This window comes from Corynebacterium matruchotii (assembly GCF_011612265.2).
In the GTDB taxonomy this organism is placed as follows: Bacteria; Actinomycetota; Actinomycetes; order Mycobacteriales; family Mycobacteriaceae; genus Corynebacterium; species Corynebacterium matruchotii.
Window position 1 is genome coordinate 1692651 of the sequence record NZ_CP050134.2, and the last position, 15646, is coordinate 1708296.

Annotated in this window: 18 protein-coding genes; 10 read left to right on the forward strand and 8 right to left on the reverse strand. The window is 56.9% G+C overall.

All coding sequences use genetic code 11. From position 1 onward, the window contains the following. The first annotated feature begins 7 nt into the window (after positions 1-7). Both HBA49_RS07515 and HBA49_RS07520 read left to right on the forward strand, forming a co-directional pair. Positions 8-169 (forward strand): hypothetical protein, encoded by a 162-nt coding sequence (locus HBA49_RS07515; RefSeq protein ID WP_005527437.1) that lies wholly within the window; start codon positions 8-10, stop codon positions 167-169. 168 nt (positions 170-337) lie between these two features. Further along, positions 338-1000: a hypothetical protein gene (locus tag HBA49_RS07520; protein ID WP_005527150.1), complete on the forward strand. Its 663-nt coding sequence runs from the start codon at positions 338-340 to the stop codon at positions 998-1000. Here the strand turns inward: HBA49_RS07520 and HBA49_RS07525 are convergent. Next, positions 997-1731 carry a type 2 periplasmic-binding domain-containing protein gene (locus HBA49_RS07525; RefSeq protein ID WP_005527168.1) on the reverse strand — a complete coding sequence of 245 codons (735 nt, stop codon included), beginning with the start codon at positions 1729-1731 and terminating at the stop codon, positions 997-999. The two genes, HBA49_RS07520 and HBA49_RS07525, sit on opposite strands and share 4 nt — an antisense overlap. Before the next feature lie 46 nt (positions 1732-1777). Beyond that, positions 1778-2257, reverse strand: a complete 480-nt coding sequence (locus HBA49_RS07530; RefSeq protein WP_005527463.1) for a YflT domain-containing protein — start codon at positions 2255-2257, stop codon at positions 1778-1780. A gap of 168 nt (positions 2258-2425) precedes the next feature. Here HBA49_RS07530 and HBA49_RS07535 point away from each other — a divergent pair, with 168 nt between their 5' ends. The 3 genes from HBA49_RS07535 (at position 2426) to HBA49_RS07545 (ending at position 5521) form a co-directional block, all read left to right on the forward strand. Beyond that, positions 2426-3709 carry a magnesium transporter MgtE N-terminal domain-containing protein gene (locus tag HBA49_RS07535; RefSeq protein WP_040432249.1) on the forward strand — a complete coding sequence of 428 codons (1284 nt, stop codon included), beginning with the start codon at positions 2426-2428 and terminating at the stop codon, positions 3707-3709. A gap of 47 nt (positions 3710-3756) precedes the next feature. Continuing rightward, positions 3757-4320 (forward strand): DUF1003 domain-containing protein, encoded by a 564-nt coding sequence (locus HBA49_RS07540; protein ID WP_005523377.1) that lies wholly within the window; start codon positions 3757-3759, stop codon positions 4318-4320. A gap of 73 nt (positions 4321-4393) precedes the next feature. Then, positions 4394-5521, forward strand: a complete 1128-nt coding sequence (locus tag HBA49_RS07545) for an Mrp/NBP35 family ATP-binding protein (RefSeq protein ID WP_040432251.1) — start codon at positions 4394-4396, stop codon at positions 5519-5521. On the opposite strand, the gene tatB is transcribed toward HBA49_RS07545, so the two are convergent. The 3 genes from tatB to sigE form a co-directional block, all read right to left on the reverse strand. After that, the gene (gene tatB, locus HBA49_RS07550) at positions 5514-5921 is read right to left on the reverse strand and encodes a Sec-independent protein translocase protein TatB (protein WP_005527054.1); all 408 of its coding nucleotides are present in this window, start codon (positions 5919-5921) and stop codon (positions 5514-5516) included. The genes HBA49_RS07545 and tatB overlap by 8 nt on opposite strands. A 21-nt stretch (positions 5922-5942) precedes the next feature. Beyond that, a complete protein-coding gene (locus HBA49_RS07555) occupies positions 5943-6311 on the reverse strand; it encodes an anti-sigma factor family protein (protein ID WP_005523380.1) in 369 nt (122 codons plus the stop codon). A gap of 325 nt (positions 6312-6636) precedes the next feature. Continuing rightward, positions 6637-7290 (reverse strand): RNA polymerase sigma factor SigE, encoded by a 654-nt coding sequence (gene sigE / locus HBA49_RS07560; protein WP_050773735.1) that lies wholly within the window; start codon positions 7288-7290, stop codon positions 6637-6639. On the opposite strand from sigE, the gene HBA49_RS07565 reads away from it, so the two are divergent. From HBA49_RS07565 to HBA49_RS07575, 3 genes are read left to right on the forward strand one after another with little or no spacing between them, the layout of a single operon-like run. Next, positions 7289-7624 (forward strand): hypothetical protein, encoded by a 336-nt coding sequence (locus HBA49_RS07565; protein ID WP_146743679.1) that lies wholly within the window; start codon positions 7289-7291, stop codon positions 7622-7624. The two genes, sigE and HBA49_RS07565, sit on opposite strands and share 2 nt — an antisense overlap. Beyond that, a complete protein-coding gene (locus tag HBA49_RS07570) occupies positions 7617-8243 on the forward strand; it encodes an O-methyltransferase (protein WP_005527427.1) in 627 nt (208 codons plus the stop codon). The genes HBA49_RS07565 and HBA49_RS07570 overlap by 8 nt, the downstream gene beginning before the upstream one ends. A 41-nt stretch (positions 8244-8284) precedes the next feature. Further along, positions 8285-8983 carry a DUF6891 domain-containing protein gene (locus HBA49_RS07575; protein ID WP_005527032.1) on the forward strand — a complete coding sequence of 233 codons (699 nt, stop codon included), beginning with the start codon at positions 8285-8287 and terminating at the stop codon, positions 8981-8983. A 74-nt stretch (positions 8984-9057) separates the two neighbouring features. On the opposite strand, the gene glgC is transcribed toward HBA49_RS07575, so the two are convergent. Next, positions 9058-10278: a glucose-1-phosphate adenylyltransferase gene (glgC, locus tag HBA49_RS07580; protein ID WP_172458887.1), complete on the reverse strand. Its 1221-nt coding sequence runs from the start codon at positions 10276-10278 to the stop codon at positions 9058-9060. 102 nt (positions 10279-10380) lie between these two features. Here glgC and glgA point away from each other — a divergent pair, with 102 nt between their 5' ends. Then, on the forward strand, positions 10381-11553 hold the full coding sequence (gene glgA, locus HBA49_RS07585; protein ID WP_005527259.1) for a glycogen synthase: 1173 nt from the start codon (positions 10381-10383) through the stop codon (positions 11551-11553). 149 nt (positions 11554-11702) lie between these two features. Next, positions 11703-13151, forward strand: a complete 1449-nt coding sequence (locus tag HBA49_RS07590) for a GH32 C-terminal domain-containing protein (protein ID WP_005527172.1) — start codon at positions 11703-11705, stop codon at positions 13149-13151. Between the two features lie 6 nt (positions 13152-13157). Here the strand turns inward: HBA49_RS07590 and HBA49_RS07595 are convergent, their stop codons facing one another. Continuing rightward, positions 13158-14450 carry a serpin family protein gene (locus HBA49_RS07595; RefSeq protein ID WP_005527010.1) on the reverse strand — a complete coding sequence of 431 codons (1293 nt, stop codon included), beginning with the start codon at positions 14448-14450 and terminating at the stop codon, positions 13158-13160. Positions 14451-14543: 93 nt separating this feature from the next. After that, complete coding sequence (locus HBA49_RS07600) at positions 14544-15644, reverse strand: serpin family protein (RefSeq protein WP_005527058.1); 1101 nt, start codon at positions 15642-15644, stop codon at positions 14544-14546. Between the last annotated feature and the right edge of the window lie 2 nt (positions 15645-15646).

The following is a 15646-nucleotide window of genomic DNA, read 5'->3' on the forward strand; positions in this document are numbered from 1 at the left end:
GCCCACGGTGTTGCAGCCGCAATCTGTGCTGCGACCCGAGCCGCCACAGCAGCATCGGCGGTTGCTTGATCTCACTGGTCAGCGGCCAAATGGTGCGCAGCCGATGCCGGGAATGTCTGAGGCATCCCGGTGGTGGCTGATGATTACGCGCCTGGTGCGGGGGCAGTAATTTCCCGAAGGCTTGTCGATGTTTCCCTTGGGGGCGTCGGCAAGCCTTATTCTTTTTGCCTAATGTGTTTGGCGCATAACCCATTGATAATGGGTGTTTTCTTTCCAACATGTGGGTAGGGTGAGGGTAAAAGTGCCTATTGCCTATTGGAAATCTGTGTGAGAAACCATGATTGCCGACATATTTCGGATTCTCGGCGCACTTTACTGGGTGCCCGCCTACCAGCGGGGATATTATGCCCGGGAATGGTACTGGTTATTCCGCGCCGCCCATAGTGATGGGGAGCGGGCGCAGGTAGCGGCAAACGCTGTGATGATGGCGCATAAGCTGTGCCCCCTGGATCCTCGGGTAAGACGGGAGCGTTGTCGGAAGAACCGTATCCTGTTTCGGACTTATGCTGCGGCGATGCTATTTTTCATTAGCATAGGCGGGCTCATGCCGATTGAAGAATCCATAGAACTGCTCTTATTCCTTATCCCGTGTATGTTACCGCCCCTGATCTTGATGGGATTTCTTCTCTACAGTGACCGGCACCGTCGAGGCTATCAAGGCATGGTGACAAATGGTGTTGGCGGGACGATATGTTTTGAAGTCGCATGGTGTGGGGTGATGGGTGACATCAATCCGTGGCTGTCAAAGATTCCCGACATGATTTATATAGCCATTGCACTGGTTATTTATGTGTGCCCGGTGTTTTTGGTGTTGTTCATAATAAGCGCCGCACAAAATTTTGGACCCCAACCACCCGCATGTCAGGATCCACCGTTCCCACCAATCCCGTCATTCGCACCCCTGCCGCCGAAGACACCGCAGGTGCCGCCGGGGCATTAGGAGTTTTGTTTCTTGCCGTCAACGGGGTCTTTTTGTTGGTTTTTATTCACGAATTGGACACTGTTGTCGTCGAGGAATTGGGACACGACCTCGCTGGGGTTTTTTCCTTCCCGGCTTTTCTCCACCAGCTTCTCTAGTTTTTCGGTAGTGAGAATGCCCGATACCACGTTGAGGGCGCCGCGTTCATCCCGGTCCAAGACCGGGTTGCGGTAAATCGGGATGATGTGTTGGGGAATGTCGGATTCTTCTTCCGCGCAGCCTAGGGCGTTGGCCGGGTCGGTGCCGTTAAGGTTGCCACCCAGCGACCCCATGACGGCCTGGTACACCTCCTCCCGGCGGTCACCGGAGTTAATGTCTACTTTTTTGGTGGTGTCGGAGTATTTTTTCTCCAACTGCCGAGCCTTGTCACCATTGATGTAGTGCAGGATTCGGCCGGCGCAGGAAATATAAATGTCGGCGTTGCCCTGCCGAAGGCGTTCAATGCTGTGCTTCACCCCCAGGCTTTCCATGTTGATAACCGCGGGCCGACCATGCCGATCCAGGCCCTGTTTATAGAGTTCGCCGAGCACCACCTGTTCCATCGAATTGGCACGGACAGCGATTTCTACGATTTTTTCGCTGTCGGTGAACGTGTCGGCGGTGGGTTCGAATCGTTCGAGGTTGGTATAGCTTATGAAGATGAGGAGCAAAACCAAGGTGGGGACGGTGATTTTCAGGATGGTGCTACGCATGGTGGGTTCTGGCTCCTAGGAAACGAATATGTCAGCGCCTCATATTCTAATGCCCGGCGGCGATGAACTCGCTAATCAGGTCGCGGGCTTGCGGGGCTGAGTGGGGGTCACACAACACGTCGTAACGCCCGGCAACGATGTGGGTGGCGGAGGAGAAATCGCGGCGGCCGCCCTGCATGGCGTAGGAAACGCTGGCGGTGACGACGGAAAACACTATGCCCATGCCCACACCAAGAATGATGGAGCCCAGCCAATTGGTGCCGTCCATGATTCCTAACAGCAGGCCGAAGAATAACCCCAACCAACTGCCGGAGACAACACCGTTGAGAATCACCCGGGGCCAGGTGAGTCTGCCGGTCACCCGTTCGACTTCCATGAGATCGAGCCCCACAATGGTTATGTTGGACACGTCGAATTGTTTATCGGAAAGCATATCTACCGCGGCCTGGGCTTTATCATATGTGCTAAACGAGCCGACGGGCCAGCCTGCGGGGCGGGGGCGGGATTCTGCTGGTTGTGGGGGCATTGCACTATCCTTTCCATCATTATGGTGGTGGGTGGGGGTAAATTTTTCGTTTCAGGTTTATGGGGTTTACTTTGTGTAACGTTACTGCGATAGCGGTTGTTCCCTGAGGATAATGCGCAAAAACACCGATTGAAAAGTTTGCTACCGGCTGCGTTACACTCTACAACTATGAGTGAAGTGACTCGGGTGTACGCGGGACGGCTTGCGGGCATGGTGGTGCGGGGGCCGGAAACAGATGTGATCGGCCGGGTGCGTGACGTGGTGGTGAATGTGCGGCCGGCCGGGCATCAATCCCGCGTGTTGGGGCTGGTGGTGGAGATGACGAATAAGCGCCGCATTTTCCTGCCCATGCTGCGTATCGCCTCTATCGACCCACACGAAATCATGCTGGTGTCGGGGTCGGTTTCGTTGCGGGCGTTTAAACCCCGCACCGGTGAGCTCACGATCATGGGGGACATTATCGGGGCGAAGGTGCAGGTGGATGACCCGGATTTACCGAAAATCCATGCGAAACCCGTCGAGGTGGCCGACATTGAGATTGAGCGCACCCGCACCCGCGATTGGGCGATCAGTGCGGTGGCGGTCATTAGCGAGCGGGCAAAATTCGGCCGCCGCACCGAAATACTCATCGCATCGTGGAGGCATGTGCATGGCATCACCGCCGCCGGGGTGGGGATTTCCGACGCTGCCGCCGAGCTGCTCGCCGAGTTCGAAGACATGCGGCCCGCCGACGTTGCCACCGCTTTATACGAGCTTCCCGAATCGCAGCGGCATAGTGTTGCCAGCGAGCTTGACGACGAGCGCCTCGCGGACATTCTTCAAGAAATGAGCGAGGACCGTCAGGCGGAACTGTTAGACACCTTAGGTATTGAGCGGGCCGCCGAGATTTTGGAGGAAATGGACCCGGATGATGCCGCCGACCTACTGTTCGAACTCGACGATCAGAAAGCCGACGTGCTGCTAGAGCTCATGGACCCGGAAGAGTCCGCCCCGGTGCGGCGGCTCATGAGCTTCAGCCCGGACACGGTGGGGGCGCTCATGACCACCGAACCGCTCATTTTGGATGCGCAAACCACCGTTGCCGAGGCGTTGGCGCACGCCGCCAACCCGGATCTGCCCACGTCACTGGCTTCTATGGTGTTTGTGGCCCGGCCGCCTACAGCCACCCCAACCGGCAAGTTTTTAGGATGCGTGCATTTGCAGAAACTCCTGCGGGTGCCGCCATCAACCCTGGTGTCGGCCGCCCTCGACCCGGAACTACCCCCACTCTATGCTGATGATTCCCAGGAAACCGCGGCCCGGTATTTCGCTACTTATAATCTAGTGTGTGGCCCGGTCATTGATAATGATGGGCATTTATTGGGTGCGGTGGCGGTGGATGATCTCCTCGATCACCTGCTGCCTGATGATTGGCGTGATACCGGCATCCGACCGCGCGGCGAAGAAAAATAAGGAATGAGCGACGGCACGTCCCCAAAAAATGTGAGGAGGAGACGCATATGGCTGATCTCGACACCCCCCGGCTCAGCGGTAAGAAAACCTATTTCCGGATTGACGACGACACTGTGGGCGCCTACGCGGAAAAGGTGGCCCGGTTTTTCGGAACTGGCCGCTATCTCATGTGGCAAACCGTGTTCGTGACCGTGTGGGTGGTATTAAACCTGGGCGCCACCTGGTGGAAGTGGGATCCTTACCCGTTTATTCTGCTGAATTTGGCGTTTTCCACCCAGGCCGCCTACGCCGCCCCCCTGATTCTGCTGGCCCAAAACCGGCAGGAAGACCGGGACCGTATTTCGCTGAACGAGGATCGCCGACGGGCGTTCGAAACCAAGTCCAATACAGAGTTCATCACCAGGGAACTCACCGGCCTACGGCTGGCCGTGGGTGAGGTTGTCACCCGGGATTATTTACGCCACGAACTGGATGATCTGCGCACCATGATGGAACGCATTGAGGCCAAGATCGCCGACGAAGCGGCGGCCCGCACCGCCGCCCGTCACTATGCAGGGGAGGCAGCCCACGAGGATTTGCGCGATCCGGCACGGGGCCGATCACCGGAATAATATTCGCCACCATGGTGATGGTTTTCCCACGGAGCTTTCGTGGCGGCACCCCACGGACTAGAGTTGGTCGGTGATGACTACCACAATCACTGAATCAGATGTTCGTAAGGCCCTCTCCCGGGTGGAAGACCCCGAGATCGGCAAACCTATCACCGAACTGAACATGGTGAAATCCATTAACATTACCGGCACCGATGTTGCCGTGGAAATATACCTCACCATTGCGGGCTGCCCCATGAAAAACACCCTGGTGACCAACACCCGGGCCGCGGTGGCGGACATTGCGGGGGTAGGTGAGGTCACGGTCACTACCGATGTGATGACCGATGAACAGCGCCGGGAGCTGCGGCAATCCCTGCGCGGCGGGGTGGCGGAGCCGGTGATTCCGTTCGCCCAGCCGGCTTCCACCACCCGGGTGTATGCCATTGCTTCGGGCAAGGGTGGGGTGGGGAAATCCTCCATGACAGTCAACCTGGCGACGGCGTTTGCGCAGAAAGGCCTGTCGGTGGGGATTGTGGACGCCGATATTTATGGGCATTCCATCCCGGGCATGCTGGGGTCCGAGGACCGGCCGCATTCGGTGGACGATATGATTATGCCGCCGCAGGCACACGGGATTAAGCACATTTCTATCGGCCAGTTTGTGGATGGGAATGCGCCGGTGGTGTGGCGGGGCCCCATGCTGCACCGCGCCATCCAACAGTTTTTGGGTGACGTATTTTGGGGAGATTTGGATATTCTGCTATTGGATTTGCCGCCGGGAACGGGCGATATTGCGATTTCGGTGGCGCAGCTGGTGCCTAATGCAGAGCTGTTAATCATCACCACGCCGCAGGCCGCAGCCTCGGAGGTGGCGGAGCGGGCTGGCACGATCAGTATTCAAACGAAACAGCGCGTAGCCGGCGTGATTGAGAACATGTCCGCTATGGTGTTGCCGGATGGGAGCGTGCTGGAGGTGTTTGGTTCCGGGGGCGGCCAGGTGGTTGCGGAGCGGATCAGCACCCTGACTGGAACGAAGGTGCCGCTGTTGGGGTCGATTCCATTGGACCCCAACCTGCGGGCGAATGGGGATGCGGGCCGGCCGATTGTATTGGCAGACCCTGACTCCCCCACCAGCCAGGCAATCATGCAGGTGGCGGACAAGCTGGTGGTGCGGAAGGAATCGTTGGCGGGGAAATCCTTAAATTTGGGTGTTAGGTAACATCATCCCAGTTGAAGTTGCGGTTTTTCGGCCCACCGGCGGGCGGCTGGTTATCAGTGGTCGCAGGTGGGGTGGGCTGATCCGTGGGTTTGGTTTTCGGGTCAAGCATATCCATCACCTCGGGGTCGTCGTCGAAAAGCACCTTGCCGAGCGCCGCCTTGGGGCCCATCGCACGTATTGAGGTGATTTGGCTGATGGGTTTTTGAAACTCGGCAAGGTCAGCACTGAGATCGTCAAATTCCCCATTGAGTTCTTTTTTGGCGTTATTAATGGCCTTTCGGGCCGCGAAAATAGCGGCCCGTACATCTTGGATAACCCCAGGTAGACGCTCTGGGCCGATAACGATCAGGCCGATGATCAAAATAAAAAAGATCTCTGACCAACCAACGGAATCAAACACACAACTACTTTATACTAATTGCTATTTGCCCCGGTTTATGCGACGTAATCCTCGCGCTATACCATCCAGTTTTGCTATGAAACTTTCCGACGCCCGGGGTATGTCTTCCGCGCATGGCCCGTCGGGGCAGGATTGGGCTATCCCCATGAGCCGCTGCCGGAGATCCGATGGCATTTCCACTTTTGCCGTATTGGATTCTTTCAACCGTTTCGAAGCGTGCCGTTGCCGTTCGACTTCTTCCCGGCATTCCAGGCAGTGCACCAGGTGGATTTTTGCCCGATGCATGGCCAAGGGCGAAAGTTCCCCATCCGCATAGGCGGCAACAGCCTCGGGGTTTAGGTGATCGGTGGTAGCAAAATTTCCCACTATGGCGGTCACTTCGATGAACATTGAAGGCTGAATTCTACGCGCCTTAGGGGTGCTAGGAGTCTTGCGGCTATGGCTGCCTTGGCCGTTATGACTGGTGCGAGGTTCACGTGCAAAATCCGTCACTGCTCACCTCTTCTCTGAATCAATTACTTACGGTCTACCAACTACAACGAACACCAGATTATGAAAGTTCCTCACTGTCAATCCGTTGCAGTTTCATTACCGACCATTGTAGAAGATTTTCCACCACCAACTTGGGTAGGGGTGGTGAGAAAAAACCAGGCCCCCAGCCTACGCATAGTGCGCGGACCAGGGGCGGTAAATCCGGGGTAAGTTTTATTGCATGCTACCGGTATTGGGGGATCAGCAGTTTAGCGTCATTGTCGACTTCTGCCTTGGCTTCCAGGGCGGCCCGTAGTTGGGATCGACCCCGGTGGATTCGGGAACGCACGGTCCCCATTTTTACCCCCAAGGTGTCAGCGATTTCGTCGTAGCTCATCCCCATCACATCGCACAGCACCACGGCTACTTTGAAATCGGGGGCGAGCGAGTCTAGGGCCTCCTGCAACGCTGGGTCCAGGTTCGCTTCGGTGTAGACCTGCTCGGGGGTCATGTCGGTGCCGGGCACCCGTTCATAATCCTCCGGGAGGGATTCCATGGAAATTTTCGAACGGTGCCGCACCATGTCGAGGAAGAGGTTTGTGGTAATGCGATGCAGCCAGCCTTCGAACGTGCCTGGTTGGTAGTTTTTAATGGAGCGGAATACCCGCATAAAAGTTTCTTGGGTGAGGTCTTCGGCGTCATGCTGGTTGCCGGAAAGCCGGTAAGCCAAACGGTAGACACTGTCGGCGTGTTGAGCAACAATGTCGCCCCAACTGGGCATGTCACCAACGCCAGCATCAAACGCTGCTGTCCCCTGCAAATCCTGACCTTCCAAGGTGTCATCCTCGTGGTCGAAGGCTTCATGCGGGAAGTCTTGAGCGGTTGATTTCTGTCTCATGTCCTTGATTGTGCCGTATCCAACTTCTGATTTCCAGCAAGGAGCCTGTGAGTTTCCTGTCAATCATTTCCCCTTAGGAAGAATTAATGAATTAATTTTTATGGCTTATCCTGCTGTATTAGGTTTATATTTCTCGCGCTATAAGCTTAATGGTTTTATCCTGGAAAAACAACAGCAACATCCGTCACGTTATTATGAGGATTTTTCCGGTTTGCAACAGCGATTATTGGTTTTTCCTCACAAGTTTTTCCCGATGGAACCATGCGGAATGACGCCACGACCGGTTTTCACCCCCGTTTTTCGCCATGGCGTTCTAAGCTGGAACCGTGACTGACGAACTTCGCTTTTATCTAGAATCAACTACCGAACTCGACCCCACTTTGGAACAAGCATACGAAGACGCGCACGAGTTTGGATTACCAGTCCCGGATATTGTCACGGGTCGCCTGCTCACTACTTTGACGGCTGCCACTCAGGCGCAGGCGGCAATAGCGATTACGCCGGCGGCAAATGTGGTGGGGCTATATTTGTTGGCGGGCTTAGGCACCAATGGCATTTTAACGTGCGTGGCTCCTGAACCGGAACATCAACGGTTCGCCCGGCAGGCGTTTCGGTCCGCGGGCTATTCGCCGAGTCGCATCCGGTTTCTACCATCCCGGCCGTTAGATGTCATGGGTAGGTTAGCGTCACACTCCTACCAGCTTATTTATGCGGAGATTTCCCCGGTCGATTTAAAGGCGCTGGTGAATACCGCACTGCCCTTGCTCACCACCGGTGGTTCCATTATTTTGCCCGACGTGCTTTTTAGCGGCGCACTTATCGACGAGTTCCGCGCCACCCGGGACATGATCGCCGCCCGGGAGGCTGACGAATATATTTGTGCCCTGGAGGGGGTGTATGTAACTCGCCTACCACTGGGATCGGGAATGACGATTATTACGAAGCTGGCGTAACCAAACGTTCCGTGTCCACCCCAGCGGTTAAGGTGACAACCATGACGAACACAAACACCGTAAATGCCCTACCCGATATCCTGGAGCTGCCGGAACCTTTGGCAAACCAAGTGGGTGAAGAGTACACCAATGACGCCCGCGAATACGTGTGGCTCCAAATCGTACGCGGCGAAGATGATGTGAAAGAACTCGTGGAAGATTTCATCGACGGCTACGAACTTGAACCTTCCGCAGACACGAGCACCATCGTGACCGAATTCATCACCCACACCATGGCGATCCGACGGCAGCAGATTGCCGCACTCAAGGAGGCTGGGTTTTCCGGGAAAAGCAACCTGACGTTAGCTTTTGAAAAGCTTCAACAACAGGGGGTGTTGGCGCTAGAAGACTTCGGCTGCTGCAATAATTGTGGGCATACTGAAGCCACCGGGCTCATGAACGAGGAATCTGACCGGTGGCAGGCCTACGTATTTTTCCACGAGCAGGACACCGAACGTTTGATCGAAACTGGGGAAACCTGCCTACGATTCTACTGCAACTATCGGCACATTTGTTCAGATGAGGAGTGGCAAAAACTCGACCGCGCGCAGAAAGAAGCCCGGTTGGATAAGCAGCTACAAGAATTATTCGTCACCATCCTCGTCCCCACGTTTGCGGAATATGGCATGACCGTGGAGTGGAATGGTGACGTGCAAAGCTGCATGATGCTCAAGAACGCGTTTTTCTTCCGGGATCTCTAAGCGGCGTTTCCGGCCGGAAGGTAACGTCGACAAGCAAAATCGGTGCAACCATCATGGCTGCACCGACAAATTTTTTATTCCACTACGGAATTCTTACCAACAACAACCACGCCACCGGGGCTCAGGGAGAACCGATCGGCGTCACGTTCCTTGTCGACACCAATCAGGGCACCATCGCGGACCACGACATTCTTGTCCAAGATGGCGTGGCGCACAATAGCGCCCTTGCCGATACGCACACCAGGCATAAGCACGGAGCCTTCAACCGTGGCACCTTCCTCCACCATGACATCCGTCGACACCACGGAATTACGCACCGTGGATGCAGAAATGATGGAGCCTTGGGCGACCATGGAGGACTGGGCGATACCGCCCTGCACAAACTTAGCGGGCGGGAGCTCACCCAAGTCGGTGGAGCGGATAGGCCACTGCTGGTTGTACAGGTTGAAGATGGGGTGCACGGAAATCAGGTCCATGTGTGCCTCGTAGAAGGCGTCAATGGTACCGACGTCGCGCCAATAACCCTTATCGCGCTCGGTGGAGCCGGGCACATCGTTATTGGAGAAGTCATAGACGTGGGCCTGGCCCTTGGCCACGAAATACGGGATGATGTCACCGCCCATGTCATGGGTGGAATCCGGGGTCTTCTCGTCTTCCTTCAGGGCCTCGATGAGGTCCTTGGTGGTAAACACATAGTTGCCCATGGAGGCGTAGGTCACATCAGGATCGTCCGGGGTGCCGGGCGGATCGGCGGGCTTCTCCAGGAACTCGGTGATGTTCCCATCGGCATCGGATTGAATGCACCCAAACGCACCGGCTTCGGACCGGGGAATGCGGATGCCTGCCACGGACACGGCCTTGCCGGAGGCAATATGCTCGGCAACCATTTGCTCGGGATCCATTCGGTACACGTGATCGGCACCGAACACAATCACATAGTCGGGCTTCTCATCATCAATCAGGTTGAGGGATTGCAGAAGCGCATCGGCAGAACCCAAATACCAGTGCTTGCCTAGCCGCTGCTGGGCTGGCACCGAGGCAATATATTGCGAGGTAGGCCCGGAGAACTGCCATGCCTGAGAAATATGCCGGTCGAGGGAGTGGGATTTATATTGCGTGAGCACACAAATCTTGAGGTAGCCGGCATTGACCAGGTTGGATAGCACAAAGTCAATGAGCCGGTACACGCCGCCGAATGGCACTGCTGGTTTTGCTCGGTCTTCGGTGAGTGGGAATAACCGTTTGCCCTCACCGCCGGCAAGTACGATCGCTAAGACATTATTTTGACTCTTCACATCCCCTAATTTATCCAAAAATGTGAGACATTGACCTAATAAAAGAATAAATGCGACGAATACCACGCACATTTATTAACTTGAGCGGCTACATTTTAAGTTATGCGAGTTGCAATGATGACAAAAGAGTATCCGCCCGAGATTTACGGCGGAGCCGGCGTACATGTGACTGAACTCACACGATATATGCGGGATATCGTGCCGGTCGACGTCCACTGCATGGGCGCCCCCCGCGACGAAAAAGACGTCTATGTTCATGGCGTCGATGAAGCACTCAAAGACGCCAATCCGGCCATTAAAACCCTCTCAACCGGGTTACGCATGGCAAATGCAGCAAAAGGTGCCAGCGTGGTACACACCCACACCTGGTATACCGGCCTGGGCGGGCATCTGGCTGGCCTGCTACATGGCATCCCCCATGTGGCTACCGCCCACTCTCTGGAGCCGGATCGCCCATGGAAGCGGGAACAGCTAGGTGGCGGCTATGACGTGTCTTCTTGGTCCGAAAAGAACGCCATGGAATACGCCGATGCGGTGATTGCCGTGTCCGCGCAAATGAAAAAAGCCGTGCTGGATGCCTACCCCCGAATTGAGCCAGATAAGGTGCATGTGGTGCTCAATGGCATCGACACCGAACTATGGCAGCCCCGCCCCACCTTTGACGAGGCAGAACACTCGGTGCTCAAGGAATTGGGCATAGATCCCAACCGTCCGATCGTGGCGTTCGTGGGCCGCATCACCCGCCAAAAGGGGGTAGAGCATTTGGTGAAGGCCGCCCGGTATTTTGATAAAGACGTGCAGCTGGTCCTGTGCGCTGGCGCCCCGGACACCCCGGAAATCGCAGCCCGCACCACCAAGCTGGTGGAGGAATTGCAGGCCGAGCGCGATGGCATCGTTTGGGTGCAGGAGATGCTGCCCAAGGATAAGATCCAGGAAATCCTCACGGCCGCCGACGCATTCGTGTGCCCCTCCATCTATGAGCCGCTGGGCATTGTGAACCTTGAGGCCATGGCGTGCGGCACCGCGGTGGTCGCCTCCGACGTGGGCGGCATTCCCGAGGTGGTTGTGGACGGCACCACCGGCGTGTTGGTGCACTATGACGAATCCGACCCGGAAGCATTCGAACACGATATCGCCGAGCAGGTCAATAAGGTGGTGCACGACCAGGAGCTGGCGAAGAAGTTCGGCGTGGCCGGCCGGGAACGTGCCGTGACCGAATTCTCGTGGGCAAATATTGCGCAACAAACCGTGGACATCTACAAATCGCTGATGTAGTTTCCCCACTTCAAATCGTTCAAGCGCCGACCAGACGCCGTGCTGGTTGGCGCTTTTGCGGTGCACGATTTTGGTTTTCCCACTACTCTCGGGAATAACCGTGATCTACATCATTTCAGCAATTTCCGTGTGAGGAGACTTCATCCCCCATGACGCACCGTCCTGAACTTCATGTCACCCCCGGAACCGGGGTTCTCCGCGCCCCCGCTGCTGCGCTTTTCGACGGCACCATCTGGCACGTATTCCACCAGTTCCAACCCCGCACCACCGAGGGCTCCCGGTGGGCGCACCAGTATTCTGACGGTTCCCCATTTTCCTTCGAAGAATGCGATGATGTGCTGGCCCCCGAGGGGGATGAACTTGAAATCCGGGCCGGCTCAGTCACCGCCACCGATAATGAAGTCAACCTGTATTTCACCTCGGTGACGGAAACTGGGCGCAGTATTCATTTGGCCGAGGTGCCGGATATTGCCGCCACTGTCGAAAATGTGAACGATGACCCCACCGCCTTGGATCCGCATGTGCGACGGGTGGGGGAAATTTTGGGCGATATCAATGGTGGGCGCTGGTTCCGCTCCCCCTGTGTGGTCCCGGATTGGCGGGACCACACGGATCGTGACTGTGGGCATTCGGGGTGGATCATGTTGGCGGTTCGGGGTCATCGGGATGCCCCCGAGGTGGTGGTGTGCACGTCACCGGATGGGGTGCACTGGTCCCTGCTCGGGCCGCTCGAACTGGTGGGCGATACCGGGTTACAGGGAGAGCGCATGGTCGCGCCCCGCATTATGCGGCTGCACGACGAGGTCAAAGACAAAGTATGTGATGTGCTGCTTATCACTTTGGAGCGGGACGGCATTGACGCCTCAGGATATCTGATTGGCTCCCTGGTGGGGACCCAGTTTCGCGTCGATAAGCCGTTCCGCCGTATTGACCACGGTCATGATTTCACCCGCCCCCGCAACACCAACTTCGTCTCCCGTTCGAATAATATTGCGGCTCATTATCGGGATGCTTACCTGTTTGGGCTCATGAATGGCGTGGGCCGTCTTGACGACGCTTACCAGCACGAGAGCTATCTGGCGGAGGGGTGGGCGAATTGTTTAAGTCTCCCCCGCCGTGTCACATTGCAGGACGGGATTTTGTACCAAACCCCGGCGCGGGGCCTGATTTCCGCCATTGAGGAGTCCGATCATGCGCTCATGCTTACGAGCATTTTTGAGGTGCCGCCGGGGGATGCCATCACGGTGGAGTTGACCGATTCGTGTGGTCAAGTGGCTGCCACAATTACACATTATGGGGACCGGCTGGAGTTGGACCGGTCGATGAATACGTATCATCAGGGTGATGAGGTGGCGGTGGCACCACTGGGTGAGGGGGACACAGACACGATCACGGTCATTGCTGACGGTTCCACGGTGGAGGTGTTTGCCGATGGTGGGCAGGTGGCCATGGCCAGCCGAGTGTATTTCAACGGCCAATGCGAGGAGTTTCATTTGCACCACACGCCTGGGGTGACGGTATTGCACACGAATGTGATTGCCCCTACCATGTCTGGGTTTTATCATCTCGACGATGTGGATGAGGGCATTATCCGCTAGGATCCATTAGGCCGCGGGGTCGCTGATGCGGCTAAGAAATAGGGGTGTGCCGGTCGCCACATCACCAATGACCAGGTAGAAGGGTCGGTCGGCGATGATGTCGATGGGTTGTTCCGGAATCGTGCCGGGGGCAGCTCCAGCCAGGCCGCCGACTTCGGTAACCGCGCTGGCCACGGTTCCTTCCTCGTCCACTAGCATGATGGCTTGCTGTACCGCTTGTGTGATGTCGACGGGGTTCACATTGGTCATGGTTGGCAGGTCGATGGTCCCAGCAAGGCCTAGGTATTGGAGGAAGGGGATGAGGTCTTTTTTGGTGGTGAGCCGGAGTTTGGGCAGCCCCACCCGCACGAGTCCGGTGGTTTCGTTTGGCCGGCAGAGTTGGGATACGGCTTGCTTGAGCATCGTGGGGGTTACTTGCCCCGGGTCGGCGTCGGGGATGAGGACAAAGGCGGCAAGCTGCCCGTCGGTGTAGTCCAGGCGTACTCCCCGCCACCCGTCGGACACCGTGTAGGGGGCGGTGATGCGGGAGAGCCACATCATGTCGACCATGATGGTTTCCCCGGTGGTTTTGGTGAATCGGCTTTGGCGCGTCTTGTTGATGCTGAAGCGTTCGCGCCATCTGGCGGCGAAGGTGATGGCATTTTGCAGCACAAAGTTGATGTCGCCCCTGGTGACATCGATGCCGGATTTGTTCACCAGGCCGGCGGTGCTTTTGGTTACCCAGTCGTCGAGGTTCTCTTGGGTGATTGCGCCGGTTTCTATCGGCACGTCCCACCCGGCGATTGTGTCGCGGTATGCCGGTTTGATGGGGACTTCCGGTGTGACAAGGAGCCTGGCTACCGCGGCGATCACGGGAATGTCTTGGGGCGTGGTGGCGGGCGGTCCGGCCCATGGATGCCACATCGTCCATGCCGGCTGTAATTGTTTCGGGTCGATTTTGGTGGTGCCGTTGGCTGCACCTTCGGCGATGACGCCAGCAGCAGCGGCCGCCCCAACTGGGCTGACGACCGTGTTGGGTTTTGCGGGGAGATTGTCGGATCCCGCTGTGGTGTTGGGGCTGCCGAGCAGGGAAAACCCGATGGTCATGAGGTCGGATTGGTCGCCGTCGATGGGGGTGAAGTCCCCGTTGAGGGCGTCGTCGGCAAGCACTATGGGCGGCTCGGGTGGTTCAGGCGTGTTGGTTGGGGTCGGGAAGCTAAAGGTTGGGGTCATGGTGGTGGTTGTTGGGGTTTTGGAGGTGGTGCAGGTGGCCAGGCCGGGGGTGAGCGCGAATAGGGCGAGGAATCGGCGGCGGTTCATGGTTTTAGCTTAACGACGATGGGTGGCGTGCCTCCTCTGATGTTTTCTTGCCGCTACCCCGTCTGACCTCGGATTACTGTGGTTCACATTGGGTTATGCCATCTTTGGGTCACCGATGTGGCTGAGGAACAGGGGTGTTCCTGTTTCCACGTCGCCGACGATGAAGTAGAAGGGCCGGTTGGCAATAATTTCGATGGGTTTTTCTGTATAGAAGGAAACGCCCGTTTCCATGCCCCCGCTGGTCACCGCGCTCACCACGGTTCCCCGCTCGTCCACCACGATGATGGCCTGTTGCATGGCCTGGGTGAGCATGACGGGCGGATCTGTCATTGCTTTTAGCTGCGTATTCGTTTCCAGGCCGATGCAGTCGAACAGTTCGAAGAGTTTTTTCTCCGAGGTCGCTGTGAACCTGGGGAGTTCCACAGCGACGCGACCCATGGTTTCGTTCGGCCGGCAGAGTTGCGTTACTGCCTGCCGCAGCGTCGTGAGCGGCACTTGTTCCATGTCGTCATCGGGGATGAGGACGAAGGCGGCGAGTTCCCCGTCGGTGTAGTCCAGGCGTACTCCACGCCACCCATCGGACACCGTGTAGGGGGCATGGCGGACGGAACCCATCATTTCAACCCGGGTTACGGTGCCATCGGCCCGGGTGAAGTCATCGTCTAGTACGCCGCCTCGTCGAAAGTCTTCCTGCCATTTGGCAGCAAAGGTGATGGCGTTTTGCAACACGAGTTTCATTTCCGGTGTGACCTTGATTCCGGATTGTTGAATTAGGTTGGCGGTGTTGATTCGCGCCCATTCGTCAAGGTTCTCTTGGGTAATTGCCTCAATTTCGATCGACACGTCCCACCCGGCGATTGCCTCATGGTATGCCGGTTTGATGGAGAATTCCGGGTCGACAAAAAGTTGGGCTTTCGTCGCAATCACCGGGTTTTTCTTCGGATGTCTGGTCGGTGGCCCCGCCCACCGCCGCCACATTGTCCACGCCGGTTGCAGCGATTTCAGGTCGATGATCGGCTCGTCGCTGCTGCCTTCAGCAATGACGCCGGCGGCGGCAGCTACCCCGACCGGGCTCACCACCGTATTGGCGGAATCGGGGTCATCGAGCAGAAACAGCCCGATGTCCAACAGATCGGCCTGATTCTCTTCAGTGAGGGCAGCGCTGTGGATTGAAGAATCATTGGAAGAAGTCATAA

Coding starts and splice junctions, on each gene's coding strand:
- HBA49_RS07520 (WP_005527150.1), top strand. CDS start 338: ATGATTGCCGACATATTTCGGATTCTCGGCGCACTTTACTGGGTGCCC.
- HBA49_RS07525 (WP_005527168.1), bottom strand. CDS start 1,731: ATGCGTAGCACCATCCTGAAAATCACCGTCCCCACCTTGGTTTTGCTC.
- HBA49_RS07530 (WP_005527463.1), bottom strand. CDS start 2,257: ATGCCCCCACAACCAGCAGAATCCCGCCCCCGCCCCGCAGGCTGGCCC.
- HBA49_RS07535 (WP_040432249.1), top strand. CDS start 2,426: ATGAGTGAAGTGACTCGGGTGTACGCGGGACGGCTTGCGGGCATGGTG.
- HBA49_RS07540 (WP_005523377.1), top strand. CDS start 3,757: ATGGCTGATCTCGACACCCCCCGGCTCAGCGGTAAGAAAACCTATTTC.
- HBA49_RS07545 (WP_040432251.1), top strand. CDS start 4,394: ATGACTACCACAATCACTGAATCAGATGTTCGTAAGGCCCTCTCCCGG.
- HBA49_RS07555 (WP_005523380.1), bottom strand. CDS start 6,311: ATGTTCATCGAAGTGACCGCCATAGTGGGAAATTTTGCTACCACCGAT.
- HBA49_RS07565 (WP_146743679.1), top strand. CDS start 7,289: ATGTCCTTGATTGTGCCGTATCCAACTTCTGATTTCCAGCAAGGAGCC.
- sigE (WP_050773735.1), bottom strand. CDS start 7,290: ATGAGACAGAAATCAACCGCTCAAGACTTCCCGCATGAAGCCTTCGAC.
- HBA49_RS07575 (WP_005527032.1), top strand. CDS start 8,285: ATGACGAACACAAACACCGTAAATGCCCTACCCGATATCCTGGAGCTG.
- glgA (WP_005527259.1), top strand. CDS start 10,381: ATGCGAGTTGCAATGATGACAAAAGAGTATCCGCCCGAGATTTACGGC.
- HBA49_RS07590 (WP_005527172.1), top strand. CDS start 11,703: ATGACGCACCGTCCTGAACTTCATGTCACCCCCGGAACCGGGGTTCTC.
- HBA49_RS07595 (WP_005527010.1), bottom strand. CDS start 14,450: ATGAACCGCCGCCGATTCCTCGCCCTATTCGCGCTCACCCCCGGCCTG.
- HBA49_RS07600 (WP_005527058.1), bottom strand. CDS start 15,644: ATGACTTCTTCCAATGATTCTTCAATCCACAGCGCTGCCCTCACTGAA.